Origin of the sequence: Sphingobacterium bambusae, from assembly GCF_033955345.1 — a bacterium.
In the GTDB taxonomy this organism is placed as follows: Bacteria; Bacteroidota; Bacteroidia; order Sphingobacteriales; family Sphingobacteriaceae; genus Sphingobacterium; species Sphingobacterium bambusae.
The window spans coordinates 5,074,220-5,098,739 of record NZ_CP138332.1 but is presented as its reverse complement, the minus strand read 5'-3'; the positions used below and the strand labels follow the sequence as shown (position 1 = coordinate 5,098,739).

At 43.6% G+C, this 24,520-nt stretch carries 20 protein-coding genes and 1 tRNA gene; 9 read left to right on the top strand and 12 right to left on the bottom strand.

Annotation, left to right across the window (positions count from 1 at the left end; translation table 11 throughout):
- Positions 1-418 precede the first annotated feature (418 nt).
- From SCB77_RS21135 to SCB77_RS21125, 3 genes are all read right to left on the bottom strand, one after another.
- A complete protein-coding gene (locus tag SCB77_RS21135; RefSeq protein WP_320183989.1) occupies positions 419-4,129 on the bottom strand; it encodes a tetratricopeptide repeat protein in 3,711 nt (1,236 codons plus the stop codon).
- A gap of 943 nt (positions 4,130-5,072) precedes the next feature.
- Positions 5,073-6,440 (bottom strand): site-specific integrase, encoded by a 1,368-nt coding sequence (locus SCB77_RS21130; RefSeq protein ID WP_320183988.1) that lies wholly within the window; start codon positions 6,438-6,440, stop codon positions 5,073-5,075.
- A gap of 272 nt (positions 6,441-6,712) precedes the next feature.
- Positions 6,713-6,800, bottom strand: a tRNA-Ser gene (locus tag SCB77_RS21125).
- Between the two features lie 211 nt (positions 6,801-7,011).
- Here SCB77_RS21125 and SCB77_RS21120 point away from each other — a divergent pair.
- From SCB77_RS21120 to coaA, 5 genes are read left to right on the top strand one after another with little or no spacing between them, the layout of a single operon-like run.
- A complete protein-coding gene (locus SCB77_RS21120) occupies positions 7,012-8,061 on the top strand; it encodes a patatin-like phospholipase family protein (protein ID WP_320183987.1) in 1,050 nt (349 codons plus the stop codon).
- A 56-nt stretch (positions 8,062-8,117) separates the two neighbouring features.
- Positions 8,118-9,350: a nucleoside recognition domain-containing protein gene (locus SCB77_RS21115; protein ID WP_320183986.1), complete on the top strand. Its 1,233-nt coding sequence runs from the start codon at positions 8,118-8,120 to the stop codon at positions 9,348-9,350.
- Between the two features lie 22 nt (positions 9,351-9,372).
- Positions 9,373-9,747: a methylglyoxal synthase gene (locus SCB77_RS21110; protein ID WP_320183985.1), complete on the top strand. Its 375-nt coding sequence runs from the start codon at positions 9,373-9,375 to the stop codon at positions 9,745-9,747.
- Positions 9,748-9,754: 7 nt separating this feature from the next.
- Positions 9,755-10,156 (top strand): OsmC family protein, encoded by a 402-nt coding sequence (locus tag SCB77_RS21105; RefSeq protein WP_320183984.1) that lies wholly within the window; start codon positions 9,755-9,757, stop codon positions 10,154-10,156.
- A gap of 60 nt (positions 10,157-10,216) precedes the next feature.
- On the top strand, positions 10,217-11,164 hold the full coding sequence (gene coaA, locus SCB77_RS21100; RefSeq protein ID WP_320183983.1) for a type I pantothenate kinase: 948 nt from the start codon (positions 10,217-10,219) through the stop codon (positions 11,162-11,164).
- A 1-nt stretch (position 11,165) separates the two neighbouring features.
- Here the strand turns inward: coaA and SCB77_RS21095 are convergent, their stop codons facing one another.
- A complete protein-coding gene (locus SCB77_RS21095) occupies positions 11,166-12,035 on the bottom strand; it encodes a mechanosensitive ion channel family protein (protein ID WP_320183982.1) in 870 nt (289 codons plus the stop codon).
- Positions 12,036-12,298: 263 nt separating this feature from the next.
- Between SCB77_RS21095 and SCB77_RS21090 the strand changes: the two genes are divergently transcribed.
- Positions 12,299-13,252 (top strand): acetyl-CoA carboxylase carboxyltransferase subunit alpha, encoded by a 954-nt coding sequence (locus SCB77_RS21090; protein ID WP_320183981.1) that lies wholly within the window; start codon positions 12,299-12,301, stop codon positions 13,250-13,252.
- A 73-nt stretch (positions 13,253-13,325) separates the two neighbouring features.
- Here SCB77_RS21090 and SCB77_RS21085 read toward each other — a convergent pair whose 3' ends face one another.
- The 3 genes from SCB77_RS21085 to SCB77_RS21075 form a co-directional block, all read right to left on the bottom strand.
- Entirely contained in the window at positions 13,326-14,306 is a 981-nt protein-coding gene (locus tag SCB77_RS21085) for a polysaccharide deacetylase family protein (RefSeq protein ID WP_320183980.1), read from the bottom strand.
- 204 nt (positions 14,307-14,510) lie between these two features.
- Positions 14,511-14,978: a hypothetical protein gene (locus tag SCB77_RS21080; RefSeq protein WP_320183979.1), complete on the bottom strand. Its 468-nt coding sequence runs from the start codon at positions 14,976-14,978 to the stop codon at positions 14,511-14,513.
- Between the two features lie 102 nt (positions 14,979-15,080).
- Positions 15,081-15,761 carry an outer membrane beta-barrel protein gene (locus SCB77_RS21075; RefSeq protein ID WP_320183978.1) on the bottom strand — a complete coding sequence of 227 codons (681 nt, stop codon included), beginning with the start codon at positions 15,759-15,761 and terminating at the stop codon, positions 15,081-15,083.
- A 148-nt stretch (positions 15,762-15,909) separates the two neighbouring features.
- Here SCB77_RS21075 and ychF point away from each other — a divergent pair, with 148 nt between their 5' ends.
- On the top strand, positions 15,910-17,010 hold the full coding sequence (gene ychF, locus SCB77_RS21070) for a redox-regulated ATPase YchF (RefSeq protein ID WP_320183977.1): 1,101 nt from the start codon (positions 15,910-15,912) through the stop codon (positions 17,008-17,010).
- Between the two features lie 80 nt (positions 17,011-17,090).
- Positions 17,091-17,987 (top strand): DUF72 domain-containing protein, encoded by an 897-nt coding sequence (locus SCB77_RS21065; RefSeq protein WP_320183976.1) that lies wholly within the window; start codon positions 17,091-17,093, stop codon positions 17,985-17,987.
- 43 nt (positions 17,988-18,030) lie between these two features.
- On the opposite strand, the gene SCB77_RS21060 is transcribed toward SCB77_RS21065, so the two are convergent.
- Positions 18,031-19,017, bottom strand: a complete 987-nt coding sequence (locus tag SCB77_RS21060; protein ID WP_320183975.1) for a tetratricopeptide repeat protein — start codon at positions 19,015-19,017, stop codon at positions 18,031-18,033.
- Positions 19,018-19,119: 102 nt separating this feature from the next.
- Complete coding sequence (locus SCB77_RS21055) at positions 19,120-19,902, bottom strand: C40 family peptidase (protein ID WP_320183974.1); 783 nt, start codon at positions 19,900-19,902, stop codon at positions 19,120-19,122.
- 82 nt (positions 19,903-19,984) lie between these two features.
- Here SCB77_RS21055 and SCB77_RS21050 point away from each other — a divergent pair, with 82 nt between their 5' ends.
- Complete coding sequence (locus SCB77_RS21050) at positions 19,985-20,452, top strand: universal stress protein (RefSeq protein WP_320183973.1); 468 nt, start codon at positions 19,985-19,987, stop codon at positions 20,450-20,452.
- A gap of 18 nt (positions 20,453-20,470) precedes the next feature.
- On the opposite strand, the gene SCB77_RS21045 is transcribed toward SCB77_RS21050, so the two are convergent.
- Genes SCB77_RS21045 through guaA form a run of 3 tightly spaced genes read right to left on the bottom strand, consistent with a single transcriptional unit; the run spans position 20,471 to position 24,439 of the window.
- A complete protein-coding gene (locus SCB77_RS21045) occupies positions 20,471-21,649 on the bottom strand; it encodes an RsmB/NOP family class I SAM-dependent RNA methyltransferase (RefSeq protein ID WP_320183972.1) in 1,179 nt (392 codons plus the stop codon).
- Positions 21,649-22,932 (bottom strand): ABC transporter substrate-binding protein, encoded by a 1,284-nt coding sequence (locus SCB77_RS21040; RefSeq protein WP_320183971.1) that lies wholly within the window; start codon positions 22,930-22,932, stop codon positions 21,649-21,651. The genes SCB77_RS21045 and SCB77_RS21040 overlap by 1 nt, the downstream gene beginning before the upstream one ends.
- Complete coding sequence (gene guaA, locus SCB77_RS21035; protein ID WP_320183970.1) at positions 22,889-24,439, bottom strand: glutamine-hydrolyzing GMP synthase; 1,551 nt, start codon at positions 24,437-24,439, stop codon at positions 22,889-22,891. Before guaA ends, SCB77_RS21040 begins: the two co-directional genes overlap by 44 nt.
- Between the last annotated feature and the right edge of the window lie 81 nt (positions 24,440-24,520).

The following is a 24,520-nucleotide window of genomic DNA, read 5'->3' as shown; positions in this document are numbered from 1 at the left end:
AAATTACAGGGATTTATTACGTTTTCTCGACTCTGATAGTTTTCAGGTTCAAATAATCGGACATTCTTGCGGTAGATCGGATAAAACATTGCTGACTAACTTTCGAGTATGAGCATTGCCATTCCATCAATACCTTTTATCGAAAACGAGCGGATGGAAGTGACAATTTTAACGAGATATCATAGGAAATTTCTAGACAGTTTAGGGATAGGTTGAAATTAAGAAAACGAGTTCTTCCGAAAAACTCGGATAACATCCTACCGCAGTACATTGATGGTCTGGCTGCAAACAGGAGCGTCAGCGCCTAATAAAAAAATATATGTTTTGAAAATAAGGCCGAAAGATAAAAAATATTTAAAAGTCGATACCTTTTCGATATTTCTAATACGGAGAACAACACGTAACTTAAGACAAGTTATCAAAACGCATAAGGTTTGATGGAAAATTTTGCTATATACTTATTTAAAATATAGAATATCAAACGACCTCTTTCACGAGTTGCCGCCTGCATTTCGAGAAGCGACCTAAATTGGCTAATTACCTCATGGATGCCTCGATTTATAAAAAGAAAGGACAGGACGAGATCACAGAGCTCATAAAATCTATCTGCATCGATTGACTGTGATGTCGCCAAAAGTACGATAAATTGGTCTACGGTGCTTACAGCGCCTTCAATAGATACCTTCCCTCCGGAAAGTAAAGATAGCAATTGTAGAAACGTTTGGGATACATTAAAATTATCCTTAGCCAAACAGCACAACATAGTTTTTTCATTAAAATCAACAAACCGATAATTTAAGCTTATAAGTTCTAATGTAATTTCATGCAGCTCATTTTCATCGAGGAGACCACCTTTAGCAAGAAATTTTAAGAAGGGAACTATCCAACTAGCCTCCATTTTCAGATTGCTAGCTATCTGTACTCGAGCAAAGTATTCGTCCGACATTAGCAGTGCGCCTAATTGTTTGGCAAGGACAGCTGAATCATAAAGTGACTTACCTATATTCTTAGAGCCCTGTCTTCTTTCGATACTATTTACCAATGTCATATCTGGATCCAGAATAGTAACATAAGTCCTAATCGACTCTAGAATCGGTGACTGGTTAGACACATCAATTTTGAAATCCTTCCGCTCAATACCCTCGCGTAGCTCTAGGTAGGTTGAACGGCTAATTGAGATTCTTAGGCCACTCGTAACCACCTTGTCAAAAAGACCAAGATCCAAGAGTGTGAGGATAAAAGTGATATCGAATATAAAAACGACGTCGTTAGCAATAATATCAAGACCTTTAAGTTCAGCAGCCGTGCCTAGTGAGACTATAATCTGCATTCTATTGGACCGTAGCCTAGTTCTTATCTCCATGATACTTTCCTCCAGCGCCTCACTCAAGGTGCCAATACCCGCACTAAAGTTCTCATAAAAACTAAAGATTTCCAAATACGGATCTTGCCATTCTTTATTTTCAGTGACGGAAGAATTTATTAGTTTGGTAATATCATCGAAATGAAACACCTTAATAGCCCCTTTTTGCTTAAAAATACTAGCAGCATCCTTTTGACATTTCCGATATTGGTAAAGGAAGATATTTTCAATGGAGACAATCGACCAACTTTTAGGAATAAACTCGCTGTTGTCCTCAAATTGAAAACCAATTTGCTGTCCAAGAAGGGGCAATAAAAAGGGATCATCGGCACTAATTTCATTCCTAGCTAAGATAGGTGCATCAGTAGAGGGAGAGATAACGACCAAATCTTGATGTTCTCGTATCCCGTCATACAATCTAACAAAAGTATTAAACTGAACACGATCAGGTTTTGTCAGACAACTTGATAGTCCATATTTTAAGAAGAAGGTTAAGTACAGATCATTGGAATAAGGTGAATAGTTGTCCCTATGATAATCATAGAGAACTTCGACACATTTGTTTGTGAGTCCCCTACTTGCCAAAAGCGCCAGATAATTATTGAGATCAACCTTATTCAATAGTTTAACATCAAAATTTCGTTCCAAAAAGGCATCAACTGCTCCAAAATCTTCAATTTGAAACTGGGTTGTCACGATAAAAAATTCAATATCGAGGCGTTCACTATAAATCCCTACATATTCGTTCGCCAATGATATTGCTTCTTGGTATCGATACGAATCTGCTAGGAAGCTAACTTCCTTGAGGGTATAACGCACATGAATACCGAGTCTCGACCGCAAATCGTATAGGAGATCCAACAATTTTCGCACATTTCCTGATTTCTCCAACGCGATAACCAAGCGATCCGTAAGCATATTGTACTGCAAATTCTCTCCTAACCTCTCCTGCAAGTAATTCCCTAGTTTGTTCCAAAGCTCCGCTTGCTCCAATACTTCCATGAAAAGATTAAAAGTCGAAAATGTTGTTTCTGTCGTTATGGCCTCTTCACACGTCCTAATTATCTCGGTCGCGGTATCAAGGTTAAGTGAAACATGAATTTTTGCTTCTAAAATTCTAAATTCAGTTCCGGTGTACTGCCGTAATTCGTCCAATAGGTGAGCAAGTTCACCTAATTCAGCTTGTCGATGATAGCACTGAATAAGGATCAAATAAGCTTGGAATATACATAGACGATCCTCAGAAGCGATGATGCTCCGCAGATGAATCTTTACAGCATCCATATCGTTGGCATTACCAGCAATCTCAAAAGACATCATCAAGTCTTCCAATAATCCAAATTTTAAATAAAATTCATTCATTAATGCCCCTGCTGCCTTAAAATCTTGCTTCACGAGCAGCAAAACCACTTTAGTTCTATACAGATGATGCTGCTCTAGGCTGTATATACGCTCTAGAGCAGCAAACTCACCTAAGCCCTCATCTTCCCTACGTAGAATATAAAGTAGAATAATTTTTGCGTGCCAGAATACAAGTTTCCCATATGTGTTATCAAGCTCAAGTGCGATCGCATGTTCAATGAACAGAATTTCACGTTCCATCTTAGCGGCCAATTCGTCATCGATGGCGCGCATATTAAATATTTTATAATCGGTCTGATAAGAGAACAAAACGCTCTCCAGGTAAGAAAGCTTTATTTCACGGTTATCGGGATCCTTGTGAAAGGCCTCTTGGAGCAATGTTTTGTATTCATCATACAGTTCTTGGACTCGGCAAACGATAGCTAAAGCTCTTTTAATAGTGGACCTGTCAAGAAGCGAAAACGGAACCCTACTTTTAAGTTCTGCGTAATCAAGAGCAGACCTATTAACGAGTACATAGGCCTCCCAAATTTGAGGTTTGTTCTCACCATGTATTTCAATAGCGAGATCTAGTAATTGTACTGCTAAAGTCGTATTTCCTTCAGATGCTAGCGCTTGGGAGTAATTACATATTACCGCAAAATTTTGCGAATCTATATCATAGGCTCTTTTGAAATATGAATTAGCTTCCGTCCTGTTGCCAAAATCGTGATACACATATCCAATATTTGTCAATATCGTCGACTTTAACTCTACGGACTTTATTCTACCAATTTCGTCGGCTAAAATTAAAAGCGAGTCCAAGGCCAATTGCAAATTCCTCTCCTCAATCAATCGATTGATATGCTGGATTTGCTTTTTTATCACTGGACTGTCCTCTTTAAGCTCCTCTAACTTTTGAAAAATTAACGCTTGCCCATCATCAAATTTATTCCCCAAATCTGTCACCTTGTTCAGGATTGTGTTCTGTACAGGTGAGGCAACACTTCGAAGCAAAGAATCATAAATGGCGAAAAACTGATCGATTATCTTATTAGCCGTAAATTCGCTCTGTACACGGAGATTGCGATCGGTCATATCCTTACAAATTTCAGCTATCACATACGTCTTAAAAGGTTGATTATCGTTAAACCGTTCAATGTTCCTGAAAACGGCAAATGAATCTTCTTTGATTAATATTTCAGCATATGCATGATCCGAAATCTGAGCGTTAAGGAGAATTAAAGCATGTATATACAACGACCTCGTATCATCCGTTGGCATTGCAAGGCCATGTTCTGCCAAAATCTTATGCATATTATTCCGCTCTTTCATCTGTTTATAACCTAGAGCTGCTGTAGCTTTCAGGAGATCGGTAACGAAAGGTATTCCTAGCACTTTTGCAAATACGGTTTCAATCATCATTCAATTAATTCTTGGATAAGATAAAGATAATACAAAGACGGATTTCTAGCTAATAAAATATGTCCTACTACTGGTTTTCATCCTAAAGGTCGTTAAGACAAAAGCATATGCAAGTATGGTATAGCTAAAAAATGAAGCAGCGGCTTCTGAATTAACAGATAAAGCTTCTTTTAACGCCATAATTAGCACGTCAAACTTATCGAATTTATAATGACTCAATCAACTTGATACACTCTTGGGTGTCTAATAATTTAAAAACGGACTTTTCGATTCTAAGGCGAACAAGTATTCAGCTCCCGTGCGTACTCGATCTATCACTAAAGTCTTATGAAACGCATGCTGCTACAAAAAAGAGTTCTTGGTTATCGCGATGATTTTATATACTTTAACTTGTGAATTTAATTTAAGATCGGAATCTAGGGCGATCTTAAAAATCATAGTAGCCAATAAACTATTATTTCTTTAGCTTTCCCTTTTTCGGCATTAATTCAATTGACGCTAAAAAAATAATAACGCGATCAAGCTTCCATTTGGAATCACCGCCAACTTCATATGAGAATCTTTAGTAAAGGGGTTTTTTATCATAGTTTATTTTTTTGTAAATTAGTGCTGACACTAGTTAAAATCGTTCTTAAATTAATCAAAATCTAGCAGGCAAAAATTTGTCGATTCGTGGAGTGAAATCGCGAAATTTTCAAATAGTATCATAATGTTTGTGGCAATTTTGTGGCAATGGCTTTTAAAAAAAACTTAAACAACTAACTAAAAAAAGTTAGTTACATCAGTTCAAATCCCGCCCTCTCCGTAAAGACAAATGTTCAAATATATAACACCAATGATAAAACCCTGCAAACAAATCATTTTCAGGGTTTTATCATTTATAAGCTGAAGTAGTATGGGCTTCTGCCCTAAAAAACAAAGTAGCCTAAGATAACTAGCTATCTCATTTACCTAACTTCTGCTTTATATCGCTCAACTCACTTAAGATTTCATCGATAATGAGGGCGTCTGATCCAACACTTTTTATATCTATTAATTTATTCTCCAATCGAAGTACTCTATTAGACAAAGGATCTACGCCCAACTCTTCATCGGGTATCTCTAGCTTTTTCCTCAGCAGGTTCATTTCTCTTCCTACTGATTCTTGTTCAGCGATGGCATATTCTTCGGTCTGCTTTATCGATTGGTGACCGAGCATTTCCTTTACAATGTGCATGGGAACACCATTTTTTAAAGCAATAGTGCTTGCAAATGTGCGTCGAGCCTTATGCGTATTTAGTACGCTATCGACACCACAAACTACAGCTATCTCCTTGAGATACTCATTCATTTTCTGATTAGAGTTGACCGGAAGAACTTTACCTGATGCAATGCAATCGGCATTAAGCTTATATTTATCAATTATTTCAAGTGCTTTAGGAAGTAATGGAACATCTGTAACCGATCCAGATTTTTGCCTATTTGAAAAAATCCAATATTGTCCGTCATTACCTTTTTTGATATCCGTTCTTTTGAGCTGAAACGCGTCGATGTAGGCCAAACCTGTGTAACATTGAAAAACGAAAACATCTCGAACTTTTTCCAATCGCTGACTGGTAAATTTCTTTTGTTCTATTTTGAATAGCTCTTCTGATGTAAGCGGTCTTTTATTTGGTTTTGTCTTTTTTCCTTTAAACCGTATAAATGGATCTTTATCGATGATATCCTTTGCAATTGCTCGAATGACAATTTTCTTAAAATTGGAAATGTATTTCAGACTTGTGTTAGCAGAACATTTCCGAACGGTTTTGAGATAAAATTCGTAGTCCCTAATAAACTCATAATTTAAGTCCCAAAAGAACATATCCTTCCTATTGTATTTTTCGGCTATAAAACTCTCAATATGATTTTTCGCGATCGAGTATCGCTGGTGAGTACCTATCGCATATTCCTGAGGCACTAAAGCTAACATTTCGTCATTGTGTTTCTGAAACTCCTCTAAAACAGTTGTCGTTCGCTTAGCGTTGCCATTGAGAAAATCTACGACCATTTCTGCAGTTACTGCTCCACCTTTGCTTTGAATGTCATTTCTGTACGTGTTTATTTTTAGCAGTAAATTGTCAACAAAATTATTGACAGTCCTAGCGTCTTCGCGCTGTCCAATCGCTCTCTCTTTCCTGTTGTCCCAACGTGAAGAGAACCATTTCCTTTTCGTGGAAACTTCTTTGCGCACGCCATCTACGGTTACCCTCAAATGGATTGCGCATTCGTCTTTTCCTGATACGGAGCGCTTTTTGAGGAAAAAGCAGATTCCGAAACTTCTTTCAAGCATAATTCTATGTTTACAGTGTACAAAATTAGGCATTGACGTTCTTCTGATCAAGAATGTAAAGCAGCTTAACAGGCTATATTATAACGCTATACACCACTTCTGGTGCCACTTTTTTTTCCAGTTTTGATTTGGCACCGAAATGGCACCAAAATTCTGAGCGGTTATAAAAATTATAGCGATTGCTATTTCAATAAAAAAGCCTGCAAATGTATTATTTGCAGGCTTTTATACTGTTTTTGAGTGTTTTTAAAAGCTTTGAAAATAGCTCTCTGCGGAGAGAGAGGGATTCGAACCCTCGATACAGTCATCCCGTATACAGACTTTCCAGGTCTGCTCATTCGACCACTCTGACATCTCTCCTTTCGGTGTGCAAATATAAGAGATTATTGTGATTTTGGAGGCTATTTTAATTATTTTTTTGCGTCCACAGCGAGCCTCATCGGCAATGATAGCGCACACTAATCTTAACATACTCGCTGCGAACGATTTCCACAAACTTAATTTTTTATGCCGCTTCAACATGCCGTTGATTTTTACTAATTTCGAAAATCAGGAAACCAACGATAACAGCATGAAAAGAATACTTTCCATCGATGGAGGCGGCATACGGGGCATTATTCCAGGGATGTTCTTAGTAGCTTTGGAGGAAAAGTTACAGCAAGCAACAGGCAACCCCAGTGCGCATCTATCCGATTATTTCGATTTCTTTGCCGGCACCAGCACAGGCGGAATCCTGTTATCGATCCTATTATGTCCCGATCCGGAAAATCCCGGCAAGCCCAGATATAGCGCCAAAGATGCATTGGACATATACCTGCATCATGGCACCGAGATCTTCGCAGCAAAGGCTTGGCGACGCTTCCTTAGCCGCTTCGGACTGTTGAGCGAGCTATATAATAACACCGTGCTTGAGAAAATACTACAGGAATATTTCGATAACCTTAAATTGAGCGAGCTGCTGAAGCCCTGCATTATCACGGCCTACAACATAGAGTTACGCAAGAATCACCTTTTCCGTCAGCAGAAAGCAATCTCGCACGGCGATTCGCGCGACTTTTATGTACGCGATGTATGTCGCGCGACTTCTGCGGCGCCTACCTACTTCTCCGTTGCGGAAATTTTCTCCTTGGCCAATACCCGCTATCCCTTGGTAGACGGAGGTGTCTTTGCACACAACCCCTCCCTGTCGGCACTGCTCGAGGTGATAAAAAGCTACAACAGCTACAAGATTGACGATATATGGATCTTGTCCCTTGGCACCGGCCTGTCCAAGATATCCTACAACTATGAAGATTTCAAGAAAAAAAGAGCCATCTCCATCGGTCCAGCATTGGTTGATATTATGAGCAGCAGCTCGGCCGAGAGTACAAACTACTACTTGAAACAACTTTTTCGATCGGTAGGAAAAAGCGAAAACTACATCCGTATCGAGCCCAGCAACCTCTCGTCCATCGACCCATCCATGGATGCCGCCACGGCGAGTAATATCCAAAAGATCACCTCCTTGGGCGATCGTGTGGTGAGCGAGAACGAAGCGCTTATTGAGCAGATTATTGCGGATATTGTGGAGGATAAGCCCGGAAAAAAGGACAAATCGGTTTGGAATTTCCTAAAAAATTAGCCCGACGGGAATGCTTTTGCCGCATAAACCTTACATTTACGGCGTAAACTATCTTTATGGCATTAAACTACGTTTGGATCGGATTTTTTGTAATAGCTTTTATCGTTGCTTTGGCAAAACTGATCTTTTTGGGTGATACAGAAATCTTCTCGGCATTAATTAATGGTCTTTTTGACAGTGCAAAAACCGGAGCAGAGCTTTCGCTAGGGCTGGTGGGCATCATGACCTTTTGGCTCGGTATCATGAAGGTGGGCGAGCAGGCCGGTATGATTACCCTTTTCGCCAAAGGCGTAAACCCATTTTTTAGCAAGCTCTTTCCCGGCATCCCTAAAAACCACCCTGCAAATGGATCCATCATCATGAACTTTTCCGCCAACATGCTGGGCTTAGACAACGCCGCAACTCCCGTTGGCCTAAAGGCTATGAAAGAGCTGCAGGAGATCAATCCGGAGAAAGACACCGCCACAAACGCCCAGATTATGTTTTTGGTGCTGAACACCGCGGGAATCACGCTGATCCCCACCTCCGTTATAGCATTGCGCTTGGCCAGCGGCGCCCAAAACCCGGCCGATATTTTTATTCCTGCCCTTATTGGAACCTTTATTTCCTTCCTGTCGGGCATGATTGCCGTAGCCATCTACCAACGTATTAACCTGTTCAAACTGCCTGTACTGCTGTTTCTAGGATTTTTCCTTGGCTTAATGGCCCTGCTATATTTCGGGTTAAATGGACTTCCGCCCGAGCAAATGGAGAAAATAACAGGCTTGATCGGCGGTTTGCTGATCTTCTCGATCATCATGCTGTTTATCGTCTTTGGCGCTATCAAAAAAATAAATGTGTACGATGCCTTCATCGATGGTGCGAAGGAAGGATTTAGTACGGCCGTCATGATCATCCCCTTTCTGATCGCAATCTTGGTGGCCATATCCGCATTCCGCACCACCGGATGCATGGATTATATCGTAAATGCTATAGGATACGGTTTCTCCGCTTTGGGCATGGATACCCGCTTTGTGCCTGCCCTACCGGTGGGTCTTATGAAAACCTTAAGCGGCGGCGGCGCCCGCGGACTAATGGTAGACGTGATGCAGACCTACGGCGTAGACTCCTTCCAAGGGCGGCTGGCCAGCATCATCCAAGGTTCATCAGAAACAACCTTCTACGTATTAGCCGTTTACTTTGGTTCTGTAGGCATCAAGAACACCCGATACGCCCTTACCTGCGGCCTTATAGCAGACGTCGTGGGCCTTATTGCCGCGATTATTTTAGCATACATATTTTTTGGATAATAATAAAACAAATAGATAAGAAATGGACCAAGCGAAAAAGACCATAGCATTAGTCGCACACGATGGCAAAAAAGCAGATATGGTTGCCTTTGTCAAAGATCATATTGAAGACTTACGTAAGGCAAACATCATTGCTACCGGAACAACAGGCTCTTACGTCCGCCAAACCGGCTTAGAAGTAGAACTGAAGCTTAGCGGCCCGATGGGCGGCGATGCCCAGATAGCGGCTTTGGCGGCCGAAGGAAAAGTAGACGGCATTATTTTCTTCCGCGACCCACTGGGCAAGCATGCCCACGAGCCGGATATACAGATGTTGATGCGCATATCAGACCTCTATAATGTGCCGCTAGCAACAAACCCAGCGACAGGAAGTTTAATTATACAGGGACTTTTTTAAAAGAAGTATGGCAAGAGATATAATCGTTAGGATAGGCACGGAGCGCTTTAAAACGGAAATCGAAGTTGCACAACATACGCTGCTGGCCGATGAACCCACAGACGTGGGGGGCACAGATCTCGGACCGTCGCCAACAGAACTGCTGATGTCCTCCGTTGGCACCTGCAAGGCAATGACCGTACGGATGTATGCCGACCGCAAAGAATGGGATCTCACGGCCGTGGAGATCAGCATGTCGCTCAGCGAGCAACGCACCGACCTGCAGAAAACAACCTTTATGCATTGCCATATCCGCCTGAGCGGAAATTTGGACGATACGCAGAAGCAACGGCTCCTGACCATCGCCGAGCGCTGCCCCGTCCATAAAATACTGACGAGCCCAATCGTGATTGAAAGCAATTTAGTGTAAAAAGTTACAGGGATATATGGTATTAGGTAGTATATTTGCCGTCATTCTAACTATAAACGTATGTCTTCAAGTGCTAATAACGCGGTAAGTAGCCCGTTTCAACTATTTGACAGAACAGAATGGAAACGTTTAAACGGCCATTTTTCCTACCACCTTTCGCAAGATGAGGTGGACAACCTCCACGCGCTCAACGAACCGCTCAATATCAAGGAAATTGAAGATATCTACTTCCCCTTGGCACACCTCATCAATATCTTTATCGAACGAACGAAAGATGCACATGCGGTAGTAAATGGCTTTCTGAACAAGCATACACAACGCCTCCCTTTTATAATCGGCATCGCAGGATCTGTGGCTGTGGGCAAAAGCACCACCGCGCGGGTGTTACAAAAGGTGCTTTCCATGCTCCCCGGTAAACCACGTGTTGACTTAGTGACTACCGATGGTTTTCTTTACCCCAATAAGGTGTTGAACGAACGAAACATCCTGAACAGAAAAGGTTTTCCGGAAAGCTACGACACCAAGTTACTGCTAAATTTCCTATCCGCGATGAAATCCGGTGTAGAGGAAATTCAGGTTCCTGTTTACTCCCACCTGGAGTATGATATCCTTGAAAATCATATGCAAGACGTTGTACGGCCGGATATCTTGATTGTTGAGGGAATAAACGTATTACAGGTCAACTCTTCCAAAGGAAATATTGTATTTGTCTCAGACTACTTCGACTACTCCATCTATGTCGATGCCGACGAGAAAGATATTATGGATTGGTATGTAAGTCGTTTTGAGTCACTGCGCGCAACATCTTTTCAAAATCCGGAAAGCTATTTCCATCGCTATGCAGGCATGGATCCCCAAGAAAGTTTAGCTATGGCCACGAATATCTGGAACGAGATAAACCGTCCGAACCTGCAAGAAAACATCCTCCCTACGCGCTACCGCGCAGATCTGATTTTGGAAAAGGGATCGCATCACTTCGTCAAGCAGATCAAGGTTAGAAAGATCTAGCCTATTGCGCTAGATCATATTCCCGCTTGAACTGTAGCACTTCTTTTAATATTTCATTCTCCAATTGCCGATGCAGCTTGTTGCTGCTACTGGTGGCGTGCATCTCCATTTTATATTTGACGTAATCCTTCCCTATCTCCACTACCTTCAGATGCAAGTCGTCATCACCGGTAAGGTAAGGATGATTGACCAAGGTCTTTTGTATGCGAGCTTCCAACTTATCGATCTCCACGGCCGTCTGTAAGGGCAACTCAAAGCGCACGGAAAACAAACTGGAACGGTGTGCCGAAAAATTGACCATGGGCGAGGTAAACACCAAGTTATTCGGCACCATCACGATATCATCCTCCTCATCCTGAATAAGCAAACTGGAAAAAGTGATGTCCACGATGCGCCCTTTATACTCGCCTATCTTCACCCGATCGCCAACAGACAGCTGGTCGTTAAACATAATAAATAGACCCGACAACATATTGGTGATATACTCCCGAAATGTGACGGCAATAGCCATGGCGACAATGGTTAAGCTGGTGACAAACTCGCGCGGATCAATACCCAAGGCCAGCATCACCGAGATAATAGCCGTACTGGTATTCAACACAGCGGTCAGCCGGTTAATGCCCAGCACAAAATTGCCCCGCACCGCTCGGTTTTCGTGCCGCTTGTTGTAAAGGGTAATCATAATGTACCGACCGATAGAGTAAAGAATACTCGCGGTCAAGAACAGGTTGAGTGCATTGGACGCATTGTCCAGCAACTGATGTTCTTTATAAAAGTCCTGAAAATACCAAAAGGACGTGTACAGTAAGATCCATAGCACTAGCTTAGCTAAGAACTGAAAGGTGTTGGTATGTTTTTTCTCTGCTGTCATGGGATTTAATCAGCCTAAAATATCACTTTTTGCGCGGCGACGCAATGCTTTCCACAAATAATGTATGCTTTTCATAAGGCATTAAGGCGTCTCCAAGCTGAACAAGCATAGGAATACGAGATTTGCCGAAGCGGCGGAAAACTAATTATCCGCCTCAAGCGTTTGATTATAAAAAAGATAGGAAACTTATCGATAGACTTGGTTTTAAAATAGGTAAAAATAAATTAACTTAGCAAGCTGAAATGTGCTAGATACATATAATTATGCAAACAACATTTGATTTTGAAAAGCCTATCGCCGATTTGCAAACGCAAATTGAGAAGGTTTTACAAGTCCAGGAAAAAACAAAGGTCGATATGAGTGCGACCATCAACGAGCTCGAAACTAAATTGGAACAGACCAAACACGATATCTATACCCATATGACTGGATGGCAGAAAGTACAGATGTCAAGACACCCTGATAGACCACAGACATTTGATTACATTGAAATGTTATGTGATGAATTTATCGAGCTCCATGGGGATAGAACTGTTAAGGACGACAAAGCTATTATAGGTGGTATCGCTTCCATTGCTGGTCAATCCGTTATGGTTATTGGGCATCAAAAAGGAAAAAACACCAAAGAAAGACAATTCCGCAACTTCGGTATGGCTAACCCAGAAGGCTATCGTAAAGCGCTTCGCTTGATGAAAATGGCCGAGAAGTTCAATAGACCGATCGTTACCTTTATTGATACGATGGGCGCATACCCCGGTTTAGAAGCCGAAGAGCGTGGACAAGGCGAAGCCATCGCCCGCAACCTACTCGAAATGTCGGTATTGAAGGTTCCTGTAATCTGTATCGTCATTGGCGAAGGCGCTTCAGGTGGTGCTTTGGGTATTGGCGTGGGCGACCGCGTGTATATGCTGCAAAATACCTGGTATTCCGTTATTTCGCCGGAATCTTGCTCTTCGATATTATACCGTAGCTGGGATCAAAAAGAAAAAGCGGCAGAATCGTTGAAGCTGACCGCGGAAGATATGTTGAAAAATGGCCTTATCGATGGTATCATTGACGAGCCGATAGGTGGAGCGCATCAAGATGCTGCTGCTACCGCTGAACATGTCAAAGCTAGAATACTGGCCGACCTCTTGGAGCTTGGCTTGAAAGATGCCGATACACTGGTAAACGAACGCATTGAAAAATTCAGTAACATGGGTGTTGTCGTAGAATAAGCTTGCAACAACTCGATTACCAAAAAGGCCCAACATGCACATGTTGGGCCTTTTATATGAACATACTAAATCCTTAGTAGCGGAAAGGATAGTCCTGCATAAATTCGAACTTATAATCCGTATTGTTCTGAATAGTATCAATCAAAGAAGAGAGCAGCTGCTGCCCTTTTTTATTTTGAAACATATCATCGTGCATAAGAAGCACCACGTTGTTGGGCTCCATAGACGATTTGTTGTTCATATAGTTTCGGATGCGCGTATAGATTTCATGCACCGATTGAATCGGTTTGCCCGTAAGGCCATGTATTTTCCATTCCACATCCCAACCGAAAATTTTGTATCCATTACTGTAGAGCATATCGGCCGTGCTGGCACCACTCTGTAAGTCTATTCGACGCACATCGTCGTAAATCCATATGTTACGTCCCGGCAGACGAATAATCTTATGCTGCAGCTTTAAATCTTCCTCATTCTTTTCAAAATCGTTGAATGCTCCCACCGGGTTGCTATAAAAGGTGGTAAACTTATTGTTCGCATGCGTATAGCTATGGTTGTAGCACTCCACCAGCGGATTGTCGTAATACCGTTGGTAATCGCGTTTTAAGCCCTTCGACATAAAAGCATGCTTGCCGACCAAAAAGGCGTTGATCCGGATATTCCGAGATTTAGCGATAGAGTCGATGGCTTTACTGCCCAACAAAGGACCGTCGTCAAAAGTGAAGTAAACGTGCTTAGGCTTATTGTCCAACGCCAAACGCACGGAGTCCCGAATGCGACGGCGCTCTACACGAACCAATTTGGCAAGCGAATCTTTGCTGATCGGATGCAGCGTGTCCACCTCGATATGTACCGGATCCTTCCATCGTTTACTCAAAAAACCGGTTAACACCGGAACCGTGTCGGTCGCCTCCGTTACCAGACTGTCTGTCCATATTACAGAATCTTGTGGTGAATTTGCAGCTTTACTGCTGATGCCGCCTCCACAAGATACCAATGCCACTGAAAAATATAATACCGCCCCTATACCAATGAGGTTTTTCTTCCCTTTAAACATGCTTACTCCCTATTGAGATATTTTTGCAAAGTTAGATTATTAAGCGATCAACCGCAAAAATATTAACCGATAAAAGTCTCGATTTGTAGTCTTTTTTCTAACATTTTGGAGATTTAGAAAAACAAGAGAAATACAAGCCTTTGCAAGTACAAAAAAGGGACAGATTTGCTTTATCTGCCCCTTTTATTCGTTGATGTTTCTTTGTTAATCACGATGACGACCTTTGCCCTTACGACCGTGGTCACGATGCTTAGGTGCCTTCTTGTAGTATTTCTTGTCGTAACGATCATGCCCACGATGGTCGCGTAGCACACGTTGCGAATGGTTGTTCGCGTATCGTGCGTATTGGCTTCGTACCCGGCTATGGTTTCGCCAAGGCTGTGCATTATTAAGCACTACCTTATAGGTGCGGTGCATATCCACATGACGATAGTGTCGCGGCAAGGAACGGGTCGTTACCCATCTATTTCGATGCGGATAGGTGTAACGCCGACCAACAACATCATAATATACATTGATTTCCGGCAGGTAATAATAACGAACATAGTCATAGCCAACGGGCCCCCAAGTAGGTTGCGAACCGATGTTGATCTGTACATTCACCTGCGCTTCAGCAGGCTGTGCAAAAGCAATAAAGCTTAAGGCGAAGACGGTGTAGACAAACTTTTTCATAGGGCTCCTTTCTGTTTAAATTATCAGGTTGATCTCATTTATTAGTAGGACAGCCTGCTAAACAGAAAGGATTAAAGCCCTAAATGTTAAAAAGTGTAAAATCTAGAAAGCAAAACCAACTTTCAGCCCTGCTTCAAAGAGGTTCAAATCGTTTTCAATGACTATGGGCATCATGGACGAGCTTGCGTAGTCGGTGATGTTACGCTGCAATGTAGCCTGTCTATACTCAAAGTAAGGACCCGCCATAATGTTGAAACGACGACCAACGTGGATACTGACACCTGCTTGCACACTGCCAAGCAATCCAGAGGAGATAGATGATACCTCGCTCGTAGCGTTGTATCGCGAACCGCCATTATTTTCACTCTCACCAACGCGGAAATGGTAACCCAACGAGGTATTTAAGAAAGGACTGACTTTGCGATCCATAAAGCGGAACTGCGCATGCGCGTAAAGGGGAACGGAAAAGTAGCTATGGATAAAATCAAAATCGTCGTAATCATACCAATCTTCCCAGTAGTCACCAACACTCACTAGGTGGCGAATACCCGTTCCGGCACCAACAGCCACTTTTGGGCTTAAGTGCACCAAACCAATATAATTAAATTGAAGACCTAAAAAGTCCAAATCATTATCGTTGGATCCAAGGTTACTTTGGCGAAACTGCCCATTGGTGTAGGACATGCCAAAATTGATATTGTTGGAAAAGTAAGGCTTAAAATCTTGCGCGGATGCGCTGGCAACAGCAAGACAAAGCAACAACAGTGGTAGTAGTTTTTTCATAAATAATATTTTAGCGATAAATATACGGATATTTCAACGAGATAGGAACAACACGAAAAAATTAAATACCCCTCGTACAGCATTATTTATCGCTGCCAAGATTAGGTTATTTTACCTATCTTTGTGCGTTTAAAAAATTGCAATTTACATGGCTTTACAATGTGGTATCGTAGGTTTGCCAAATGTGGGTAAATCAACATTATTCAATTGCTTGTCCAACGCGAAGGCGCAGGCAGCTAATTTTCCTTTTTGCACGATAGAACCTAACGTCGGCGTTATTACCGTACCCGATGAACGCATAAATAAATTGGCCGAGTTGGTCAATCCACAACGCATCGTTCCCAACACCATCGAGATTGTTGATATCGCGGGACTTGTTAAAGGTGCCTCCAAAGGAGAAGGTTTAGGAAACCAGTTCTTGGGCAATATCCGCACGACAAACGCCATTATCCATGTGCTTCGTTGTTTTGATGATGGCAATGTCATCCACGTTGACGGCTCGGTAGATCCTATTCGCGATAAAGAAATCATCGACACCGAATTGCAACTAAAAGATTTGGATACCGTGGTTAAACGCATCCAAAAGGTAGAGAAGATGGCGAAAACAGGTGGTGATAAAGATGCCAAGAAAACATTCGAAATCCTGTCTGTTGTTAAGGAACACTTGGAGTCAGGACGCTCTGCTAGAACAGCGGCTATCACGGAAGAAGATTTTGACTTTATCTCCGACCTCGCTCTTTTGACCGTAAAGCCCGTATTATATGTTTGTAATGTGGATGAAGCATCGGTAAACACGGGTAACGCCTATGTAGAACGCGTTAAAGAAGCTGTGAAGGATGAAAATGCACAGGTATTGGTTATCTCTGCTCAAATTGAATCAGAAATTGCACAATTAGAATCTTACGACGAACGTAAAATGTTCTTAGAAGATCTTGGTTTGGAAGAATCTGGCGTACACAAGTTGATCCGCGCGGCCTATTCCCTATTAAAGCTATCCACCTATTTCACGGCTGGTGTACAGGAAGTACGTGCTTGGACCATCGAGAATGGATTCACCGCTCCGCAGGCAGCAGGCGTTATCCACACCGACTTTGAAAAAGGATTTATCCGCGCCGAGGTGATCAAATATGCAGACTACGTACAGTATGGCTCCGAAGCGGCCGTGAAGGAAGCGGGTAAGCTTGCCGTAGAGGGAAAAACCTACATCGTGGAAGATGGTGATATCATGCACTTCCGCTTCAACGTATAAGCAGAAGAAATAAAAAAAAATAACAACGAGGCCTCTAGTGCCTCGTTTTTGTTTTTCTATGCTATTGTTTATCTTAGTGCATGAAATTTGGACAAGTAGAAAACCCCGAAGATATTGATTTCACCCTGCCACCTACGGCACCTGAAACCATCGCACTGCTGAAGGAGTACAAAAATAGCGGTTCCTTTGAAGCTTATGTTGGCTGTGCAAAATGGAACAAAGCCGATCTTAAAGGTTTTTATCCGCGCGGAACCAAAGACGAGTTGGTATACTATGCCCAACAGTTCAACAGCATCGAGCTTAACGCTACGTTCTATAATTCACCATCCAAGGAGCAGGTAATCACCTGGCGCGAAAAAACCGATGAGGGGTTTAAGTTCTTCCCCAAGATTCCACAATCCGTAAGCCATTTTGGCCGTCTACTGAACACCGATGAGAAGGTTGCCGCCTTTGTGGATGCCACGGTAAATTTTGAAGACCGACTGGGTATGGCTTTCCTACAGATGCATGACAACTATAAACCGAAAGATTTCGATAGGCTGCAAGCATTCTTGGAGGGATTTCCGAAGGGATACCCCTTGGCTGTGGAAGTAAGGAACGGCGAATGGTTTACCGACGATGCCATACAGCAGAAGTTGGTTACACTTTTGGAGAAAACAGATAAGACCAACGTTATTGTCGACACGGCAGGAAGACGGGAACTGTTGCATATGCGCCTGACAACGCCCGTTGCCTTTGTGCGTTATGTCGGAGCCAACCATCCCAGCGACTACGACAGGCTATCCGCTTGGGTGGCGCGCATCAAGGAGTGGAAAGATGCGGGCTTGCAAAAGCTCTATTTCTTTATCCACCAAAATGTGGAGGTGGAATCACCCCTACTTGCTGCGCATTTTATAGCCGAGCTCAACAAAGCTGTAGGTACGCAGTTGGGCATTCCCAATAAGGGGAAGGATAATGGACAATCGACCTTATTTTAAGCAGTAGCTGCTTAAAATAAGGTGCAGTATCTAGGATTACTGCCTAATCTTCCGCTTCGATCTCCTCGTACTTACGTCGATCGGCTTCGGCGCCATCGTTATCACCAAGTTTCTCTTTCACCTCCGCACGGTAGGTATACAGATCCGAATAATAGGGATTAAGCTGTATCGCTTTGCTGTAGTCTAGAAGGGCAGCATCCCAGCGCTCCATTTTGCCTAGCAAATCGGCACGGATAGCATACACGTAAAAGTCATCCGGCAATAGCGATACCAAGGTATCATAGTCGGCCAAAGCCTCTGCGTAAGCTTCTTGCTCCTGCAGGAAATTACCACGCTCTTCATAGATCACGCTATTTTCCGGAGCGAGCAGCACCGCTTTATCAAAAGCCTTGCGAGCAGCCTCTGGTTCATGAATCGCTTCATAAAACTTGGCCAAGGAAAGCTGCGCCTGTACATGCGTGGGATCCATATGCAAGGCCGCTTCAAAGTCGGCAACAGCCAAATCGTAACGTAACAGGCGCATCTGTAGCGCACCACGGTACACAAAGAGGTCGGCAGACTCTCCAAAAGCTACCAATGCCTGCCCATATAGGTTAAGTGCGTGCTCGTAGTCAAATTGCTGGGTAGCATCTAGGGCAGCTTCTAACAAAGATTGCAGATCAGAAAATCCTATGGCGGGATCGGCATCCGCCGTTTCCGGTCTATTTTCGCGCCACTCTAAATAGATGTGATAATTAAAATCGATCGATTTTGCCACCTGATAGTCGTAGAACGCACCTTCTTGGTCTTCCAGCTGCTCGTTTAACAAAGAACGGCAAGCATGGAAAAATGCTTGCTCGGGATAAGCTTCTATACCTTGCGTGTATAGGGCGATTGCTTCTTGTAACTTACCCTCTGCGACAAGCTCAAAAGCCGATCGAGCAAGCGTTAATGCCTCCTCGCCTGATACGCTGTAGGCTGTCGCAGGAGTAGAAAAAGGAAATAGCTGTGCGCTGGCCAGCAAGAAATATCGATTGTTGTCTAATTGCATATTCTAAAGTTAAACGAATGTGTTGTAGTAGTTGAGCATATTCTGTTTGATGTATATGTGTTGCACGATCTCGCTCGGGCAATCCTATCCTTAGTATAAGGCCTAATCAAGTTCGAAATACCGTTTGACGATCCGCAATTTATGGGTGTATCGGTTCCAGTCTTGCCGAAAGATCCCCTCGCTGTCCATGCGATCGATGCGTGCGGACGCCGAGGCATGAAAAATACGCTCGCCATCCAACATAACGCCCACATGCGTGATGCGCCCCTCCTCATTGTCGAAGAAGGCCAAATCGCCGGTTTTTATTTCCGTTGCAAAATCAACCGTCGTTCCTTGTTCAGCCTGCTGGTAGGCATCACGAGGCAGTTGAATGCCAAACTGCGCAAAGATTGCCTGTGTAAGTCCGGAGCAGTCGATGCCGTAATGCGAACGACCTCCCCAAAGATAGGGACTGTAGTTGTAGAAGCGGACGAAGCGCAGAAATTCCGTTTTAAAATCGCTTATCGTTGCAGGACAGATATCGCCAGACAGCTCATAGTCCCAATCTTGGGGCTGTTGATCTTTTACCAAAAGATAGCTAGGCAGCTTCGTTCCCGCCAGCAATTGAATCTTTTTGTCCTGCCGCATAGCGGTCGCGCCAACGCTTCCAACAATATCATATGCTGCGCCGATCTGCGGATTGAAGCTTTCGTTGCACAGCATAAACTGCCCTACCTGAAGCCAACCTTCATAATCATTGTCCAACATCCGGATGTACACCCAATCCTTCCCGTCTTCCAAAATTTCGAAACACTCTCCAAAGAGCAGTTGGTTTACCATTTCACTTCGGTGTGCCGGGTTGGATCGTAAGGGAACGACGGAAAGATTACAGATACCTAAAACCATTTTTTCGCTTTTTTAGTAAAACAAATAATATTGCGCAGATGTTCTCTACGTATACGAATATAACTTTTTTATACGCACGCACATGAGTAATCATAGATTTAATCGCATCCTTTTAGCTGTTGACGACACCGAGTGTACGTTAAAAGCCATTGAGTACGCCAAGGATTTGGTACGCGAATTCCAGTCGTCGGTCGCATTGGTTACTGTGGTACCGCCTACATCGCCGGCAGCCTATGGTGCTGATCCGCTACTCGGCCAGCAGCCCATTATTGTGCCCGAAGTATCCGAAATACAACAGGACGCTGCCCAGCGTTTTCTCGAAAGCATAGGCAATAGCTTTGAAGGCGCCCAAGAGGTATTTCTGTTCAATAAAATTGGGAATGTTCGGGACGAGATATTAAATACGGCCAGCGAATGGACAGCCGACCTTATCATTATGGGGTCCAACGGAAAGACGGGCTTCGAACATTTCATCTCTGGCAGTGTCTCCGAGTCGGTTATCCGCAAAGCGAGCTGCCCCGTACTGGTAATTCCGGGTAAATGTGACTAGAAAAAATAGCTTAAGGGGTTAAATCTTCCGAAGTCGGGCGGCAAACATACTGTCCGACTTCCGGTTGTAGCCCGCAATAAGCTGTTGTGTTTCCACTTTCAACCCGCAGGACGCTTCCAAAAATGCGACTACCGCCTCATTTTCCTCCTGAAACACGGAGCAAGTGATGTAAATCAACTGACCCTTGGGCTTAAGATAAGCAGATACCTGTTTGGCAATACGCTTTTGCAAATCGGAAAATTCCGCAATCTTAGCTTCGGAAAATTGCTTGATCATTTCGGGTGTACGAGACCAAGTTCCAGAACCAGAACAAGGCGCATCCAAGATGATGCCATCAAAACGTTCGCCCTGCATAATGTGGTCTACATCTTCGGTCAGGTCAAGGACTTTCTTGCGGTATGCTGCCTTCACCTTCGCTACCTGAAATCGCTCGTCGAGATTTCGGAGTATACTTAAGCGTATATCAGACACCAACAGACGTACAGCGGACTCCTTCTCCAAAAGCAATAAAGATTTGCCGCCCGACGCCGCGCAAGCATCCCACCAGGATTGACCGGGTTGCAATTGTGCCATGTCCAAGCTCTGCTGCGACGACTGGTCTTGTACTTCATAAAGCCCCGCAATTCCTTTCAACTCTTGCAACTTACTGCCATTGGGCAATCGGTAGCCAGCTTTACCAATAGACGAAAAGGAAATAGCAGCCCGTTGTAGCTCCGCTTCTACCTGCTCCGTGGCCTGCTGTTGTACACGGATAAATAAATCAGGTTGAATAAGATGGTTTAGCACAAAATCTTCCGTCCGTACATCCGGCGACAGGTGCTGCTGAAAAGGGAAAATAGCGTCTTTAACAGCGATGCCCTGATCCTGAAGAAATGCTATCTTCTCGGCCAAAGGAGCAGTAATCGCTGCTAACCAGTCCGGCTGATGAAGCGCAACCAAATCGCTAGCCTGCTCGCACAAAAACTCGGCAATGACCAGCTTTTCTTGTAGGGATATCGCCTTAACAGCCTCGCCCAAACGAAAGTAATTATAGCAATAGCGCGATGTCATTCGCCTATCGGCGGAACCCATCTGCCTATTTTCCTTAAAGAAACGTGTCAGGAAACGACTTAACGGCTCGTCATGCCCATAGGCCTGCAGCGCGCGTTCGAAATTACGAAGCTGCTGCTCAACCCTTCGCTGGTTAATCTCTGCCATTAGTTCAATTGGAAGGAAGAGCCTCGATACAACTTGTGCGTAACAGCGTGATTCACAAATCCCGCGCCCTCACTTTGCTCAAATTGATAACCGCTAAACAAACCATCAAAAGACTCTTTGGTGATGTGCTCTGGATATTTGACACCATATTTCGCTAACAAGCCGCCAAAAAACTTAGCCGCATCATAGCCTTTATAAGAATAATCCGAAGGATTAACACCATAAAGCGTATAATAGCTGTCCTTAAACTGCTTCACACCTGTAGTCCACGACTTTAAATGGCTTTCTGCAGATATCACCGGATTGTAGTTGGCGAAGTTTTCGTACATGCTGAAGTCTATGCGATCCCACAGCGGATGGCCATAAAGATTAACCGAATAGAAGCTTTCGTTAGACTTGGCGTCGAGGTTGTTCAATAAGGTGCGCAGTTGGAATTTATCGGTCGTTCCGGTAACGATAAGGTTCGCACCAGTGGTCAGCAACGCTTCATTAAGCTGCGCTACAGACGACACGGAACGTACCGTCGCCGACGGCTTTGCCCGACGGATTTCCGACAGAAATCCACTTAAAAACTGACGACCATCATTATCCGTGGTGTTATAGATAATCACCACATCCCCCGCACTATAATCGCGCGCTACACGAGCGGCAGCAGCCTTCATGTGCACATCGATGGACGGAGTTAAGGAAACGAGGTTTGGAAGATTAAATTCACTAGCACGCGATGCCGCTAATGGGTTTATTTGCAACACCTGCTTATCGGCTAAGTTTGTTCCGAACGCACGAATCTCTTTCGGATATACTGGCCCCACGATCAGCGCAGCCTCCGACACATCTTCTGATTTGGCAATGCTGATGTTTTGACCTTCGTTGTCGCGGGAATCAAGCACATTCAAGGCAAAAGATTTACCAGCTTTCGCCAATTCATCCAATCCCAGCTGAAAACCCTGATAAAAATCTAATGCAATAGCCGAACGCTTTACATCTTCTTTAGATACGGCATTGGGATTCAACCGATCCAATTGAAAAGGGAGTACAAGAGCAATGCTATTTTCCAAAACCCGTTTACCCTTAGCGCCAGCAACCTCGCCGGGCTCTCCGGGCTTTGTGCCGCCCGATTTGTCCGTACCGGTTGTGGTACTTCCTACATTTCCACCACGATGATCGGGTGATTTCAATACGCCAACTTTAGGAGAACAAGCGCCCAAGCTGAGCGCTAGTCCTAAAGCTAGTATAAGTTTATTCCCACTCAATAGTCGCTGGTGGTTTTGAACTGATATCATAGACTACTCGGTTGATTCCTTTAACATGATTGATAATTTCATTCGAAATTTTCGCAAGCAAATCGTAAGGAAGATGAATCCAGTCAGCGGTCATCCCGTCGAGTGAGCCCACGGCGCGCAAAGCAACCACATGCTCGTAGGTGCGCTCATCACCCATTACCCCTACCGATTGCACCGGAAGAAATATGGTACCGGCTTGCCACACTTTGTCGTACCAGCCTGTTTCCTTCAAATTCCGGATATATATATCGTCTGCTTCCTGCAAAATCCGTACCTTTTCTTCCGTGATATCACCCAGCACGCGAATCGCTAAGCCAGGGCCAGGGAAAGGGTGACGTCCTAGGATAGCAGGATCAACTTCTAAGGTTCTTCCTACACGACGTACTTCATCTTTGAACAATGTTTTTAGCGGCTCCACTACCTTCAACTTCATAAAGTCTGGCAATCCGCCCACATTGTGGTGCGATTTGATCGTTGCAGATGGTCCTTTGACAGAGATAGACTCGATAATATCTGGATAGATCGTGCCCTGTCCCAACCATTTTGCTTCGATACCTTCAGGCAGCTCGTTTTGGATATCTTTGGCCGCTTGGTCAAATACATCGATAAAAGAAGCACCAATAATTTTACGCTTCTGCTCAGGCTCGGAAATACCAGCCAAACGACCGTAAAACAATTCTTTAGCGTTTATTCCTTTGATGTTAAGACCCATGTTCTTATACGAATCCAACACCTGCTCGTACTCGTTTTTACGTAATAGACCGTGATCTACAAAGATACAGTGCAAGTTCTTACCGATTGCTTGGTGCAACAAGACCGCTGCTACCGTCGAATCTACACCGCCAGAAAGCGCCATGATAACGTGGTCGTCGCCAAGTTGCTCTTTCAATTCTGCAATCGTAGTTTCGGCAAAGGCCGTTGATGTCCAATCTTGCGCACAACCACAAATGTTAACCACAAAATTCTTCAACAACACTTGACCATCCGTACTGTGTGTCACTTCGGGGTGAAATTGGATTCCGTATGTACGGGTACCTTCGATATGGTAGGCTGCTACACGAACTTTATCCGTGCTAGCGATCACCTTAAAGTTTGCCGGCACCTCTTTGATGGTGTCGCCATGCGACATCCACACCTGAGACTGCACAGGCACGCCTGTTAACAATTCATTTTCACCATCTACAAACTGTAAGTTTGCACGTCCGTATTCCCTGATCTCGGAAGGCAACACTTCACCTCCGGATTTCTGCGCCAGATATTGCGCACCATAACATACCCCCAATAAAGGAAAGCGTTCCTGAATGGAGCTGAAGTCAATCTGTGGTGCCTCTTCCTGTCGGACAGAATAGGGACTTCCTGAGAAGATAACACCTTTAACGTTGTCATCAAATTCGGGAAGATTATTAAATGGATGAATTTCACAATACACATTGAGCTCACGTACACGGCGTGCTATTAACTGCGTATACTGCGAGCCAAAATCAAGAATGATAATTTTTTCGGACATGCCGCAAAGTTACATATTCGTGATGAATTTTCATGTAATTTTTCCAGCGGCTTTTTGTCCCTGCAGGCATCCGGTGTAATC

What these genes read in the sequence shown, in the direction of transcription:
- SCB77_RS21040 (WP_320183971.1), bottom strand. Translation starts at nt 22,932, where the DNA reads ATGATATCAGTTCAAAACCACCAGCGACTATTGAGTGGGAATAAACTT.
- SCB77_RS21115 (WP_320183986.1), top strand. Translation starts at nt 8,118, where the DNA reads ATGGCATTAAACTACGTTTGGATCGGATTTTTTGTAATAGCTTTTATC.
- SCB77_RS21085 (WP_320183980.1), bottom strand. Translation starts at nt 14,306, where the DNA reads ATGTTTAAAGGGAAGAAAAACCTCATTGGTATAGGGGCGGTATTATAT.
- coaA (WP_320183983.1), top strand. Translation starts at nt 10,217, where the DNA reads ATGTCTTCAAGTGCTAATAACGCGGTAAGTAGCCCGTTTCAACTATTT.
- guaA (WP_320183970.1), bottom strand. Translation starts at nt 24,439, where the DNA reads ATGTCCGAAAAAATTATCATTCTTGATTTTGGCTCGCAGTATACGCAG.
- SCB77_RS21080 (WP_320183979.1), bottom strand. Translation starts at nt 14,978, where the DNA reads ATGAAAAAGTTTGTCTACACCGTCTTCGCCTTAAGCTTTATTGCTTTT.
- SCB77_RS21045 (WP_320183972.1), bottom strand. Translation starts at nt 21,649, where the DNA reads ATGGCAGAGATTAACCAGCGAAGGGTTGAGCAGCAGCTTCGTAATTTC.
- SCB77_RS21130 (WP_320183988.1), bottom strand. Translation starts at nt 6,440, where the DNA reads ATGCTTGAAAGAAGTTTCGGAATCTGCTTTTTCCTCAAAAAGCGCTCC.
- SCB77_RS21065 (WP_320183976.1), top strand. Translation starts at nt 17,091, where the DNA reads ATGAAATTTGGACAAGTAGAAAACCCCGAAGATATTGATTTCACCCTG.
- SCB77_RS21120 (WP_320183987.1), top strand. Translation starts at nt 7,012, where the DNA reads ATGAAAAGAATACTTTCCATCGATGGAGGCGGCATACGGGGCATTATT.
- SCB77_RS21090 (WP_320183981.1), top strand. Translation starts at nt 12,299, where the DNA reads ATGCAAACAACATTTGATTTTGAAAAGCCTATCGCCGATTTGCAAACG.
- SCB77_RS21105 (WP_320183984.1), top strand. Translation starts at nt 9,755, where the DNA reads ATGGCAAGAGATATAATCGTTAGGATAGGCACGGAGCGCTTTAAAACG.
- SCB77_RS21050 (WP_320183973.1), top strand. Translation starts at nt 19,985, where the DNA reads ATGAGTAATCATAGATTTAATCGCATCCTTTTAGCTGTTGACGACACC.
- SCB77_RS21060 (WP_320183975.1), bottom strand. Translation starts at nt 19,017, where the DNA reads ATGCAATTAGACAACAATCGATATTTCTTGCTGGCCAGCGCACAGCTA.
- SCB77_RS21075 (WP_320183978.1), bottom strand. Translation starts at nt 15,761, where the DNA reads ATGAAAAAACTACTACCACTGTTGTTGCTTTGTCTTGCTGTTGCCAGC.
- SCB77_RS21110 (WP_320183985.1), top strand. Translation starts at nt 9,373, where the DNA reads ATGGACCAAGCGAAAAAGACCATAGCATTAGTCGCACACGATGGCAAA.
- ychF (WP_320183977.1), top strand. Translation starts at nt 15,910, where the DNA reads ATGGCTTTACAATGTGGTATCGTAGGTTTGCCAAATGTGGGTAAATCA.
- SCB77_RS21095 (WP_320183982.1), bottom strand. Translation starts at nt 12,035, where the DNA reads ATGACAGCAGAGAAAAAACATACCAACACCTTTCAGTTCTTAGCTAAG.
- SCB77_RS21055 (WP_320183974.1), bottom strand. Translation starts at nt 19,902, where the DNA reads ATGGTTTTAGGTATCTGTAATCTTTCCGTCGTTCCCTTACGATCCAAC.
- SCB77_RS21135 (WP_320183989.1), bottom strand. Translation starts at nt 4,129, where the DNA reads ATGATGATTGAAACCGTATTTGCAAAAGTGCTAGGAATACCTTTCGTT.